The organism is Jeotgalibacillus sp. R-1-5s-1, from assembly GCF_004405105.1.
Lineage (GTDB): Bacteria > Bacillota > Bacilli > Bacillales > Jeotgalibacillaceae > Jeotgalibacillus.
Window position 1 is genome coordinate 52,968 of sequence record NZ_SORW01000046.1, and the last position, 12,901, is coordinate 65,868.

The window sequence follows — 12,901 nt, forward strand, 5'->3', positions numbered from 1 at the left end:
CAGCCCCACAATCAAACCACACAGCCGCTTCCGCGTGATCCTCCTTCATGAGGTGACCCCTGCACAAATCTAAAAAACCTCCCCACATATACTGTGAGAAGGTCAAATCATCACCTGAACAAATCCACTAAACGATCCCAGAAGCTTTTCTCTTCCTGAACCGCATCCTCTGTCTGCTCTTCATCCGGCTTCTGAATCGCCGCTGTCTTAATGACAAACTGAACGGTTTCCACGTTTTCATTCTGCTCGGATACAAATGAAACCGGCTCGAAATCGGATTTGTCAAACTCTCCGATCAGTTCATTGATTTCGACTTCAATCTGATCCGGCAGGTCACTCGTAGCATCAGCGAGTTCAGCTGTACCGTCGTTTAGCTGGGCAGCGCCGTTTTCAAGCTCTCCTGTTCCCTCATTTACACCGGCTAAGCCGTTGTGCAATTCACCGTATGAGTTCGCAAGCTCTCCAACGCCGCCGGTATATGAAACCAGTCCTGAATGAAACTGATCATAATTCGCAGACAGTGTCTGAAGCCCCTCCTGCAGCTGTTGCAGGGATTCGTCCATATTGGTAGCAGAAAGACTCGTTTCAAGCTGATCTGCCATCGTATTCAGCGTGCTTTGCAGGTCAGTCAGTGCACCTGCACTCGTTTCAAGTGCCGGTGAAATGGCATCAAACGCCTGGCTGACTGCGTTATACGTTTCTTTTACAGTGAGCGATGCCTGATAGCTTTGTACCAGCTGATCAACCGTTGCCGGATCCGCTCCGCTTTCATAAAGGGCCTGAATGTCAGCCTCTGAAACGGAGGCGTCCGGGATGGCTGCTACTGCCTGATCCAGAGCTCCATATGCCTGGCTGTACTGGCCGCTGAGTTCCGTTAAACCACCCTGAACTTCACCAAGACCGCCGGCAATCTGACGTAAGCCGCCTGTCAGTTCTGTAAACTGGCTGAGATTCATATTGCCTGATCCCGCTCCGACTGCCTGACTCAGCTGCTGCAGTGCTCCTTTAATGGAATCAGAGCCTTCAACGAGGGATCCTGAATTTGCCTGGAGCTGGTTAATGCCGTCGAGATACTGTGCTGAGCCGTTGTAAAGACTGCCTACACCATCGTTCAGCTCAGCTACTCCATCTCTCAGCTCGCCGACCCCGCGGTTGACCTCTGATGTGGCATCCGCAAGCGGCATCACTTCTTCCTTCAGGTTTTCTGTATCCGGTGCTTCGATCGCCATATTGGATGGTACAGCTGCGATCTGAATGGAATCCATTTCAAGATCTGTTACGTCTGCGTTGACGGTAAAAGATTCCTCGGATTCAGGAAGCACAGTAAAGGTTACCTGTCTGTCCTTACCTGCATTGGCAATCGTGCCATCCGGTGCCTGAATGTTTTTATACCGCTCAGAGTCAAAGGTCATCGTGATCTGAAGCAGGTAATTGTTAAAGAATACTTCCTGTCCCTCTTCATTTTTAGCGGTATCAATCTGAATCTGAAGCTCGCCTTCTTCCCCGGCAAGCTCTTCAGCAGTCATTTCTTCACCGTTCAGTTCGTAGGTGATATCAAATTCCCATGGCAGAGCCTGATTATCAAGGTTCCCCTGGTAATAGAATTCATCCTCCTGTGCTGTGAACTCTATCCGGTCATCCTCCTGCTCGATAGCAGTCAGGTCTGTTAAGTTCTGCACGCTCGAATACGATCCGTAATCCGTGATGGTGCCTTCCTCGCTAACCGTGAAGTTATTGACGACGTAAAGATCCTGTTGCGCGCCTGATGAATCCAGATTCGCATAAATGACTTCATCTTTTTTATCAAAAGCACCCGGTCCCTGAGCAGAAGAGTCCTCTGCAGGCTCCTCTGATTCAGCAGATACGAGAATCGTTGGCATAGCCAGAAGAAATGCCGTGAAGGTGGCTGTTGTGCGCTTTAATTTCATGTTCATTTCCCCTTATAAAAGTTTGGTTTCCATGACGTTTTTTCAATGATTTTATCAAAAACAACAAGCATCGCCGGCAGGACGAACACGACCATGACAAACGCCAGCAGCGCTCCGCGGCCGAGTAACAGACCGATCGATGATACAACCGGATTCGTTGATGTCAGCCACAGGATAAAACCGACACTTGATAAAATGGAGGCTGAGATAAAAATCGCAAACAGCTTTTCATCAATCGTCTTTTTAATCGCCTGCATCGCGCTCATTTCCTGTCTCAGCTTGTAATAGTTTTCAGTAAACAGAATGCCGTAATCCACCGTTGCAGCCAGTTGAATCGTACTGATCAGCAAATAGCCGATATAGACAAGCGGCGCATCTGTAAAATACGGGATTGCGAGGTTGATCCAGACGGACGCCTGAATCGCCAGCAGCAGTACGACCGGTATAGATAAGGAGCGGAAAGTGATTAATAAAACCAGTCCCACAGTCACAACAGTCATGATGTTTACGAAAGTATTATCCTCCTGAACGATCTCGCGTATATCGTACAGCGACACACTTTCACCTAGCAGGTGTGTATCATCATAATACTGGTCTGCTGTCTCCTTCACCTGTTCGATCAGCGAAAAAGCAGCTTCTCCTTCAGCATCCGTTTGTGCAAAGATCGTAATTCGCGCATAATTGCCGGAGTAAAACTGTTCAGTCACAGCTTCATCCAGATACTCAGGTGGGACTGCAGCCCCCACGACATTTACGTAAGACATCACGCTTGAAACATTCGGCAACCCTTCAAGCTCCTGCACAAGCGCTTCTTCTGTCCCGCGGTCCTCTTCCGGAACAAGCAGCACCATCGGCATTTCTTTCCCGAACACTTCCTCTGTTTTCACCACGTCCTGACCGGCACGTGTATCCTCTGGAAATTCACCCGCTCCATAAATGAATGTCGTATTACTCTGCGCCAAAAAGGCCGGCACAATCAGTAACATGACAATAAGCAGACTCGGAACTCTCAGCTTCATCACTTTTGACCCGACGTTTTTAAAGTCAGGAATAAACTGACGGTGCTGCGTTTTATCAATCCATTTATAAAACATCAGTGTAAGCGCCGGCAGGAAGATGATGACGCTGATAAAGCTTAGCAGTATCCCTTTCACAAGGTTAATACCTAAATCAGAGCCAATCCCAAAGTCCATAAAGGTCAGTGCCATAAACCCAAAGAAAGTCGTAGAGGCACTGGCAATAATCGCCGGAAAGGATCGCTTCATCGCAAGCTTCATCGCCTCTGTAGGGTCGGATACCTGCTTGCGGTAATCTGAGAAGCTGTGCAGCAGGAAGATCGCATAATCCAGTGACACGGCTAGCTGCAAAATCGGTGCAACCGACTGCGTGATAAACGACACTTCTCCCAAAAAGATATTCGACCCCAGATTAATCAGGATCGAAACCCCAATTGCCGTTAAGAACAGCACCGGTTCCACCCATGAGTTCGTTGATAAAATTAAGATGATGATAATAATCGGTACGAGCAGCAGCGCGGCATACATGGATTCATCGCCTGCCATCGTCTGCGAAACAGCCGTTGTCACGGCTTCACCCGTGATCGTCCCATCTTCTCCAATCAGATCATAGATTTCATTGGTCACTGCGACTTCCTGCTCTTCCTCAATTGTGACCGAAATCAGAGCCGCTCCATCCTGATAATAGGAAGAAAGCATGTCCTGATCGGCCATTTCAAGCGGCACCGTGAGATCCATTACATCGTCAAGCCAGGTGACGGCGCTGATCCCTTCTATTTCTTCAAGATCCTGCTTCACCTGGAGTGCTTCTGTAACCGTCACATCCTGAATCATGACCCGGGCATTTGGAACAGGCTCATCAAATTCCTGCTCCATCAGCTCCACCGCTTCAATCGACGGTGCATCATCCGGTAAGTAGTCAGCCATATTGTAGTTAACCGAAACAGCGAACTGAGCGGCTACACTCACGAGCGCTAAAATGAAAAATACGATTACAATACTTCTTTTATGTTTAATGACCCGGCTAGTCCAGTCGATAAGTCGTCATCCTCTCTTGCAAGTCCCAATTCTGTACTCTACTATTGTATGGACACCGTGTTGGATATTCAACAAACAGTTTGCAAACGCATGTCAGTTATCCAACACATTTTAAAAAAGTGTTGGAATTTCACAAATTGTTAACAACGGGAGGGATCTCTCTAATGAAAAAAAAGCTCGATCACCGCAAACGTTATACACGGAAAGTATTAAAAGACAGCCTCATTTCACTGCTGGCAACAAAACCAATCTCCTCTATTACCGTCAAGGAAATCTGTGAAATGGCTGATATAAACCGGTCTACCTTTTATACGCACTATGCGGATCATCTGGATCTGCTCAATAAAATCGAAGAAGAAATCATTGAGGATATGAACCAGTACCTCCAAACCTACAGTTATGAGGCGGAAGAGGAAGCCATTCAGATTACACAGAAAATCCTCAATTATATTATTGAGAACAAGCTTGTACTGCAAACTCTGCTGCAATCCAACGGTTCACCGACTTTTGAAAAAAAGCTGATGGAGCTGACCCGCCAATATATGATCAATAATTGGATGAAGGAAAATGTAGTAAATGCTGAAGAATCAAGGTATTTAAGTACTTTTGTGATCAGTGGTGCCATTCATGTCATTAAAGACTGGATCGAACAGGACATGGACCAGTCTCCGGAAGACCTCGCTAAAATGATTAACAGCTTTGTAAACTACGGATTCTCTTATCTTGAATAAAGAAATTTTACTATATTCATATTGTTTTCCTCCTGTAAATCGGCTACTATTTAGAAATGGTTGACAATATCAGGAGGAATATAGAAATGAATCAACGTGGAATTAAGTCAGAAAGAGAAACCATTTATTTTGTCATTGCGATTGTATTTAGTGTCATGGTCTATATCGGTGCTGCCATCTCCATTGTCGGAATCGGTATCGCACTTGCGGTTTTAATGGTTGTTTTATTTATGAACGCACTCATGCTTGGATCGATCCGTGGAAACGGCGTCCGGGTCAGCGAGCGTCAGTTCCCGGACGTCTATGAACGGGCTGTTGCGTTATCAAAGGAGATGGGGCTGAAGAACACACCTGATTTCTTTGTCGTTCAAAGTGAAGGTGCGCTCAATGCTTTTGCGACGCGATTCTTCGGTCGCAACATGATTGTGGTGTATTCAGAAGTGTTTGAGCTTGCCAGACAGAATGGTTCAGAGGAGCTTGATTTCATTATTGCACACGAACTTTCTCATATTAAAAGAAACCACATATGGAAAAACATCCTGACCATGCCTGCCCAGTTCATCCCGTTTCTCGCACAGGCATACAGCCGTTCATGCGAGTATACGTGTGACCGCGAAGCTGCTTACTACACACAAAATGCAGAAGCCGCGAAACGCGCATTGACGCTGCTTGGTGTTGGAAAAGTGATGTATCGTGAAGTCAATGAAGATGCGTATCTTGAGCAGATTGAATCAGAATCTCACGGAGCGGTCTGGATCAGTGAAATTCTTTCTACTCATCCAAATTTACCGAAACGCATTTATTCAGTCGAGCGTTTTATGAATCCTAATTCAATTTATGCCTATACACAAAAGCCGGGACGTATTGCGCTTGGTGCCGGATTGTTAGTTGGTGGAGCAACAGGCGCTTACGTAGCCGTTCTCGTTAGTATCACGCTTGCTGGTGTGGTGTTCGGGTCCTTGATCCCGGATGAACTCGCAGCATCTGAGGACGCTCTTTTTGATGACAGTGACTACCTTTATGAAACGACGCCATTAATCGATGCCGTCAATTCAGGTGATAGTGAGGCTGTTTCAGCTTTGATTAATGAAGGCGCGAGCTTAGAAGAAGGAGATTCTGAAGGTACTACGCCGTTATTATATGCTGCATATAATTCCGATCTCAAAATGATGGAAATGCTGCTGAATGAAGGCGCAGATCCGAACACAATCGATATCAACACAACACCGCTGATGCAGGCTGTTTTCTATGATGATAAAGAAATGGCCGCAATCTTATATGAATACGGCGCAGACCCTGAAATGGCCGACCCATACGGTGACACCCCAATTAATTATCTTGGGTTGGACAGTGTGGAAGAGTTTGAGATGTGGATGATGCAATAATGGATTGAGAAAGCACCGGGCGGGGGCCCGGTGCTTTTCTGGTTTATTTTTAAGAATCGTGATGGATCATTCTTCACTCTCCTGCAATGATACCTGAGAGAGCGGTCTGGCATAGTTTCCTCCAAAAGTACCTCCTCCCCCTTCTTCAAGTGTATTCTCCAAGTGAACAATTACTTCCCCATCCTCATCAAAAGCCTGCCATTCATAAGTAAAGGCATTTTTGCTAGGTATCATACTTGGTTCCGTTGGAAACTCCTCTTCAAATGCTGCTTGTTCTGACCATTCTTCAGGCAGTTCAACAATCCCGTATGTTTTATTACCACTCTCAAACTCTTTTTTAAATTCGATACCTGGGTAATAGATTTCATGCTGTACCTTTCCATCAGGAGAAAAAATCCTGTAATTCCGGTCAAACTTCATTACTGTTTCCCATTTTTCAACTCGATCATCAGGGTGAACATTCCAATATACATACTCTTTCCCCTGATCAGTACTCAACAAGTGCAAGCCGGAGGTCGTTCCATCACCGACGTTCTCCCACTTTCCATCAAGCCATACCCAGACACTTGCCCCATAAGCCTCCTCCCCAAATTGGTAAGGTACAAAATAAGTTTGATCATCCACTTTAATGACGTCCTGAATCGTTCTTTCACGATCTGCCAGACTAAACTCAGATCGCATATCCTCTTCTGTTAAAAATTCGTCCGGTACAAAATGTTGATAAATAAAGTAAACGGATATGATGGAAATAACCGCAAAAATACTGATGAAAAGGAGCGGTTTTTTCACGATTCATCCTCTCCCTTCAATAAAAATTCGGCTTCATCCGATCGGAAATAATACTGCTGATCTTTAGTAGTTACAAGCAGGCCTTTCCCATCCGATTCTATGTAAATCAGATACTGCAGTTTTTGCTGATTTTCTGTATTGATTAAAAGATAAGGGAATTTTTCATCTTCCTCTTTTGGCTCATTTGTTTCTATATCCCAATCCTCCGAGTCATGATACCACTCAATTACATCAGTATCCGCGAGTTGGAATGATTGAATAGAGCTTTTAAGGCTCTCTGTATCGAGACTTGCTTGATCACCCGTTGGATGAGAAACCATTAATTCTGCATTCGATACATCAGATATGTAGGTTTCCAATTCATCTTCAGGATAAATCAGATCCGTCAGCCAAATTGTCAGCAGGACAGATGCAAGAAATAGAAAATTACTGAAAAAACCTATCCATGCATATTTTCTGTAGTTCCCCCATCGATTTCTACGCTTTAAAATCCAGTATAAAACCCACACACCTAATGGAAGAATTGAGACCTTTAGTATCTCACCTGAAAAAGGGAGATCAATTGAAAATGAAAATAAACCGACTAAAAATACAATGATCAGCTTTATGACCTTCGGCCGTTCTCCTTCTGGCTGTGCAACATAAACTCTGCGAATCAGAAGAATAATAATTCCCCAGATCATCACTGATAAAAGTATAGAAATAACACTAAAGTCCATATTGAAAGTAAATTCCACACTAAACCCCCCGTGTTGTTAAAAAATGAATACAACTATCTTAACAATTTGAGGTTAAAAATCCAAATCAGTCCAAAAAAAACGACCCTCTCAGATCGCTTCAGAATGATCATATTCAAATGAATTTTCACGTTTTCCAGCAAGATATACAGCAATTAAAGTCTTAACTGGAGCCTGTTTTTTCATTTAGAATCTATTATCATGTCTGTCATTTCAGTGCTCAACTCTTCTGTGTAAGCTGGCTCCGTGTAAACAAACCGGAAATAACCGACAACGCAGACAGCTGTCATGATCAGAAGCATCACCAACGCTTTCAACCAAGACTTGATCAGAGCTCTCCTTTTTCTATTCCTTATTCCATCAGGCAACTTTTTCTACCCTCCACCCTGATGTTGAGTTTTTGTGTTTCTTGTGAAGCTGATCAAGCTTCTCTTTTCTCGTTTTTGTTTTTCTGACATGCGTGCTGATTCCCGCACTGCCTCGTTTCATTTCCACATCAAATGCGCCATTACGTCTGTCATGAAGCCGTTTCTTTTTTGCTTTACTTGTACTCATATGGTCATCCTCCTTTTATTATGATCTATTATACCAAATACAGGGATTTAATGATACGGAGTCAAATAAAAAGCCGGCTCCATTTTCATTTCATGGAGCCAACTTTTTTATTTAAACCGGTATTTTCTGTTCTTCCTCATGTACCACCGACACAATGACATTGCCAACTTTCTGTCCGGCGTCCACATAACGGTGGGCTGCGACGATTTCCTCCATTGGATAAATCGAATCAATGACGGCTTTCAGGTTTCCTGCTTCAAACATTTGATTCAATAGGGTCAGATCTTCCTTAAATTCCGTCGCAACGCCCTGTCCGGCAACTGAACTGAAAAGTCCCTGTTCCCCGGCATGTTTGCGAGCCATCTTTTTATTAATCTTTCCTGCCGCATCAAAGACAGCGTCATACGTTGTCAGCTCCTGGTCATATCCTTCTTTTGTATAATCAACAACCACGTCTGCCCCAAGACTTTTAACAAGTTCTCTGTTACGTCCACTGCAGACAGCTGTCACATGGGCACCATAATATTTAGCAATTTGAACCGCCATGGAACCTACTGCCCCTGATGCTCCATAAATTAAGACAGTCTTTGCCTTTTGGATTTTCACTTTGCGCAAAAAATGAAGGGCTGTTGTCCCGCCAAATGGCAGACTGGCTGCTTCTGCAAAGCTTGCGTTCAGAGGCATGAGCTGGACACATTTGTGCTCCTTGAGGCATGCGTACTCTGCATAGCCGCCAAAGCGCATTCCTGTCAGCCCATAAACACGATCTCCCACCTTAAAGTGCTGAACGCGACTGCCTGTTTCCACCACTTCACCTGCTACGACAACACCTAAAACAGGGTTCCTTGGCGCTTTAAATCCAAGCGCTACCCTCATCGGGAACTTTCCGGCTGCCGGCACATCGAGCGAACGGACACGGCGATCCCCTGACTGAACGGCTGATGCGTGAACTTTAATCAGAAGATCGAACTCTCTAGGCACAGGTTTTTCAACCTCCTGAAGCTTTAACACATCCGGCGGACCATATGCGGTACAAATCACTGCTCTCATCGTGTACCTCCTCGCAAAGCTTTATTTTGTTAAATAGGAATTACGACGCAAAGGAACCATATTCCTGCATAAGTTCGACAGATTTTTTAAACCTGTTTGAAACCACACCATTCAAACAGACGTAAAGAAGATAAGAGAACGTGAGAACTGGAGGCGTGGATGATGGTAGGAGCAGTGGTTAACTTTATCGTGATGGTTCCACTTTTAATCATGGCAATCGTTTTATCAAGAGGGAAGGGTGCATTTTTAATTGCGGGCTATAATACCATGCCTAAAAATGAAAAAGCACAGTATGATGAAACCGCTATATGCAAATTCATGGGGAAGGTTATGTTTGGTATCAGCTTCAGCATTTTTCTGATGGGATTAAGTGAACTGTTGGATCAGCAGACTTTACTTATAATAGGACTAATCCTGCTATTTGGCCTCATCATATTCACATTGATTTATTCAAATACAAAGGATCGATTTAAGAAACATCTTTCATAAATAGAAAAAGCAGGTGATCCGCTCACCTGCTTTTTCTTATGATAAAAATGTTTCGAGCATTTCAAGTGACTTTTCAGCATCCTGCGAATGATCGTGAAACGCCACATGGCCATCCGGACGAATCAGCAGAGCATTCCCTCTCTCCATGCCCAGGTTGCGTTCAATGTTACGGTGAACATCATAAATAATCGGCAGACGATCTTCTTCAATCTGAACCGTTCCACCTCTAGCAACGAGAAATACTTTGATCAGGTCCGGATAAAATTCGCTGAACAATTTAGAGAGTGAATGTGCGTAATGAATCAGCTTTTCATCATAACAATCAATATAAATCAGACAGACAAAGTTATGTTTGTGAATAAACTGATACAGCCTCGCAGAAGATTTCCCTTCAAAAAACAGTGTCTGATCCGGCACACGCTGACCAGGCTGAACGGCTTTTCTTGATAAAGCCGTGTTTTTCATCAGCTTATTGCGTTTGACTTTATGATATTCATGATGAATGTGGGAAAGGTAGTTTGCAATCCTTGGCTGCACCCAGCTTTGGCTCAGCGCTGCTTTACCGGACCAGTTACGCACCTTACCAACCGGACCTTTTAAATCGATGGCTTTCAGTTCACGTGTCGTATCGCGAATCACGCCCTGTGCAATCGGGTAGCGTTCCTCGTTATAGCTATCTAAAAACGACTCGTCCGCCAGACCTCTCAGCACCGTATCGATCTTCCAGCAAAGGTTGGATGCATCCTCAAGACCAAGATTCATCCCCTGACCGCCAAGTGGGTTATTAATATGAGCCGCATCACCAAGGAAAAACACATTGCCGATCCGGTAACGCCTTACCTGCCGGTGAGCTGTACCAAACGAGGATAAATACCTCGGCTTTTCCACGCGGTATGGAACTTCAAGGATGCGATCGAGACTCTCCTGCAGCTCCTCAAGTTTCAGCTCTTTTTTATAAGGAAGTCCCTGCTTCGCACGGTCCATTCCCACAACGCGGTAGCTGCCGTCTTTATAAGGAAATACCGCAACAGCTCCACGGTCATTCAGGTGCATATTAATGTAAATCTCATTTAACCCAGGGATCTCGACATCTGCGGTAAAAAAGGTGTAACCCTCATCTTCTCCGACAAAATCAATGCCGAGAAGATCGCGAACCCTGCTGTGCGCTCCGTCACAGGCCAGCGCATATTTTGCTGCGTATTTTTTATGCACGCCGTTATGGCTGACAGTTACCAGAATGCCATCCCTGCTCTGGCTCATATCAACAACTTCATGCTCCATCTGAATCGAACCGCCTGATTTCTCCAGATGCTCAATGAAAAGCGCTTCGATTTCATTTTGAGGAAGAATAAATAAATACGGATAACGGCTTTTAATATGAAATAACTCTACATAAGAAGGCTTTTCACCCGCTAAATGAAGCTTGGCACCAGGACCCGGATACCCCTCTTTAAGAAACTGCTTGTGAATCCCAAGAAACTCAAGCAGCTCAAGCGTTCTTGCCTGGATCCCAAGCGCTTTTGACAGCCTCGTCGGACCCGGTCTTTTTTCAAGACACACAAAATCAACATTCCGTTTTTGCAGTTCATTGGCCGCCATCAGACCAGCGGGGCCGGCACCAATGATAAGGACATCTGTTTCAATAATAGAAGTCATGAGGGTGCTCCTTTCCGTGATATGGATATTGAGCCTGTTGTTATAAATTATATAAACAATTACGGGGTATGGCTAGGAACAGTGCTGAAATTCAGTGTGGATATTGATGGGTTTAAGGTACGATACCCGTATTTGGGGAGAACAATCAGGTTAGGTAAGGTTTTTTTGGATGTAGTTAGGTAAGGTTTTTTTGGATGTAGGGTGATTTTGATGCGGGAAGGTAGGAGCGGATTGCTGGCTGGGATTTGTACCATTTGCGGGGGAGCGGGTGCGACTGCTTGGATTTGTATCGTTTGCGGAAGTTTATGTACTGTTTCCCTTTCTATATTCATCGTTTCAATAATTAATTGTATTGCAGCCTCTTCAGAGCACTCTATTTGTCGTGTTCCTCAAAGTAAATGTACTGTTCCAATTCAAAATTGTACTGTTCCACAAAATAATTGTAACGCTACTTTTTGACGCGACGCCACACGATCCGGCATCAATCAGCCCGCTTCCGCGGCAAACTAAATCATTTTTTCCCATATAAAAAAGAGTGAGGCATCCCCACTCTTATTTCTCTAACGCTGTACGTTCTCCTGAAGCTGCTTTCACTTTAGATTGAACAGCAGCTTCTTTTTTCGCTGAATTCAAATAAGTGTATAGCACGCCAACGAAAAACGCACCGCCGACGATATTGCCAAGTGTTACGATCACGACATTTTCAATCGCAGCCTGCATCGTCACTAGCGCTGTATGCGGAGCTGTTAACGCAATCGAAAACAGCGCCATATTGGCAATGCTGTGCTCATAGCCTGAAATGAAAAACGTAAATACAAACAAAATCATCAGCGCAATTTTTGCGATATCATCCTTAACCTGAAGCGGAATCCAAACAGCCAGACACACAAGCCAGTTCGCTAAAATCGCTCTGAAAAACATTTCGGAATAAGGCAGGTTCATCTTCTTTTCAGCGGCTGTGATCAGATACGATTCAGACGGGTCCATCGTTGCAAATAAACCGGTCATGATAATGAGACCTGTGAAAAATAAAATGCCGACCAGATTTCCGAGATAACATGCACCCCAAACACGCAGCGTATCCATCCAGTTCGTCGTTTTCTTCATCGCACCAACGACCATGTACATCGTATTTGACGTAAACAGCTCTGTTTTCCCGTATAAAATGAGACAGAACGCGACACCAAAGAAAATCGCATTAATAAAATATGTCGCCGGAGACCCAGCTTCATAAAAAGGCTGTGCCAGGCGGAATGCCATCACAACCGCCATTCCCACATACATACCCGCAAGCATCGCACGCACGATATAATGATTCGGCTGCTCTCTTAGCAAATCGCGTTTCATCGCCGCCGCGCCCAATAACTTATCTATCGTAGAGGTTTCCATCCTTCACCATCCTGAAATCCATGTAAATTTTTGTGATTCAATTCACATATAAGTGTAGGATGGTAAGCGCTCACAGTACAATAGGGTTTATTATTGTCGGAGTAGTAAGTTAATTTACTGTTGAGATAGGGTCTATCT

At 44.5% G+C, this 12,901-nt stretch carries 11 protein-coding genes; 3 read left to right on the top strand and 8 right to left on the bottom strand.

All coding sequences use genetic code 11. The features are described 5' to 3' along the window. Positions 1-110 precede the first annotated feature (110 nt). Positions 111-1,928 carry a YhgE/Pip domain-containing protein gene (locus tag E2491_RS14295; protein WP_166805898.1) on the bottom strand — a complete coding sequence of 606 codons (1,818 nt, stop codon included), beginning with the start codon at positions 1,926-1,928 and terminating at the stop codon, positions 111-113. A 2-nt stretch (positions 1,929-1,930) separates the two neighbouring features. Further along, positions 1,931-3,871, bottom strand: coding sequence for an efflux RND transporter permease subunit (locus E2491_RS14300; protein ID WP_244093970.1), 1,941 nt, complete (start codon positions 3,869-3,871; stop codon positions 1,931-1,933). Between the two features lie 275 nt (positions 3,872-4,146). Here E2491_RS14300 and E2491_RS14305 point away from each other — a divergent pair, with 275 nt between their 5' ends. Together E2491_RS14305 and E2491_RS14310 are read left to right on the top strand one after the other, a co-directional pair. Beyond that, the gene (locus tag E2491_RS14305) at positions 4,147-4,713 is read left to right on the top strand and encodes a TetR/AcrR family transcriptional regulator (protein WP_134376312.1); all 567 of its coding nucleotides are present in this window, start codon (positions 4,147-4,149) and stop codon (positions 4,711-4,713) included. An 86-nt stretch (positions 4,714-4,799) separates the two neighbouring features. Further along, positions 4,800-6,098: a M48 family metallopeptidase gene (locus tag E2491_RS14310; RefSeq protein WP_134376313.1), complete on the top strand. Its 1,299-nt coding sequence runs from the start codon at positions 4,800-4,802 to the stop codon at positions 6,096-6,098. A gap of 66 nt (positions 6,099-6,164) precedes the next feature. On the opposite strand, the gene E2491_RS14315 is transcribed toward E2491_RS14310, so the two are convergent. The 4 genes from E2491_RS14315 to E2491_RS14330 all read right to left on the bottom strand — a co-directional run bounded on the left by E2491_RS14315 (position 6,165) and on the right by E2491_RS14330 (position 9,229). Continuing rightward, complete coding sequence (locus tag E2491_RS14315) at positions 6,165-6,887, bottom strand: hypothetical protein (RefSeq protein WP_134376314.1); 723 nt, start codon at positions 6,885-6,887, stop codon at positions 6,165-6,167. Beyond that, on the bottom strand, positions 6,884-7,624 hold the full coding sequence (locus tag E2491_RS14320; protein ID WP_134376315.1) for a hypothetical protein: 741 nt from the start codon (positions 7,622-7,624) through the stop codon (positions 6,884-6,886). The genes E2491_RS14315 and E2491_RS14320 overlap by 4 nt, the downstream gene beginning before the upstream one ends. A gap of 360 nt (positions 7,625-7,984) precedes the next feature. Then, positions 7,985-8,179, bottom strand: a complete 195-nt coding sequence (locus E2491_RS14325; RefSeq protein WP_134376316.1) for a hypothetical protein — start codon at positions 8,177-8,179, stop codon at positions 7,985-7,987. Positions 8,180-8,290: 111 nt separating this feature from the next. Then, positions 8,291-9,229, bottom strand: a complete 939-nt coding sequence (locus E2491_RS14330; RefSeq protein ID WP_134376317.1) for an NAD(P)-dependent alcohol dehydrogenase — start codon at positions 9,227-9,229, stop codon at positions 8,291-8,293. Positions 9,230-9,388: 159 nt separating this feature from the next. Between E2491_RS14330 and E2491_RS14335 the strand changes: the two genes are divergently transcribed. Continuing rightward, a complete protein-coding gene (locus E2491_RS14335) occupies positions 9,389-9,718 on the top strand; it encodes a DUF3784 domain-containing protein (protein WP_371414486.1) in 330 nt (109 codons plus the stop codon). A gap of 36 nt (positions 9,719-9,754) precedes the next feature. Here E2491_RS14335 and E2491_RS14340 read toward each other — a convergent pair whose 3' ends face one another. Next, positions 9,755-11,374: an FAD-dependent monooxygenase gene (locus tag E2491_RS14340; protein WP_134376318.1), complete on the bottom strand. Its 1,620-nt coding sequence runs from the start codon at positions 11,372-11,374 to the stop codon at positions 9,755-9,757. 552 nt (positions 11,375-11,926) lie between these two features. Further along, positions 11,927-12,763 carry a formate/nitrite transporter family protein gene (locus tag E2491_RS14345; protein WP_134376319.1) on the bottom strand — a complete coding sequence of 279 codons (837 nt, stop codon included), beginning with the start codon at positions 12,761-12,763 and terminating at the stop codon, positions 11,927-11,929. Between the last annotated feature and the right edge of the window lie 138 nt (positions 12,764-12,901).

Coding starts and splice junctions, on each gene's coding strand:
- E2491_RS14305 (WP_134376312.1), top strand. CDS start 4,147: ATGAAAAAAAAGCTCGATCACCGCAAACGTTATACACGGAAAGTATTA.
- E2491_RS14310 (WP_134376313.1), top strand. CDS start 4,800: ATGAATCAACGTGGAATTAAGTCAGAAAGAGAAACCATTTATTTTGTC.
- E2491_RS14300 (WP_244093970.1), bottom strand. CDS start 3,871: ATGGCTGACTACTTACCGGATGATGCACCGTCGATTGAAGCGGTGGAG.
- E2491_RS14330 (WP_134376317.1), bottom strand. CDS start 9,229: ATGAGAGCAGTGATTTGTACCGCATATGGTCCGCCGGATGTGTTAAAG.
- E2491_RS14325 (WP_134376316.1), bottom strand. CDS start 8,179: ATGAGTACAAGTAAAGCAAAAAAGAAACGGCTTCATGACAGACGTAAT.
- E2491_RS14295 (WP_166805898.1), bottom strand. CDS start 1,928: ATGAAATTAAAGCGCACAACAGCCACCTTCACGGCATTTCTTCTGGCT.
- E2491_RS14335 (WP_371414486.1), top strand. CDS start 9,389: ATGATGGTAGGAGCAGTGGTTAACTTTATCGTGATGGTTCCACTTTTA.
- E2491_RS14345 (WP_134376319.1), bottom strand. CDS start 12,763: ATGGAAACCTCTACGATAGATAAGTTATTGGGCGCGGCGGCGATGAAA.
- E2491_RS14340 (WP_134376318.1), bottom strand. CDS start 11,374: ATGACTTCTATTATTGAAACAGATGTCCTTATCATTGGTGCCGGCCCC.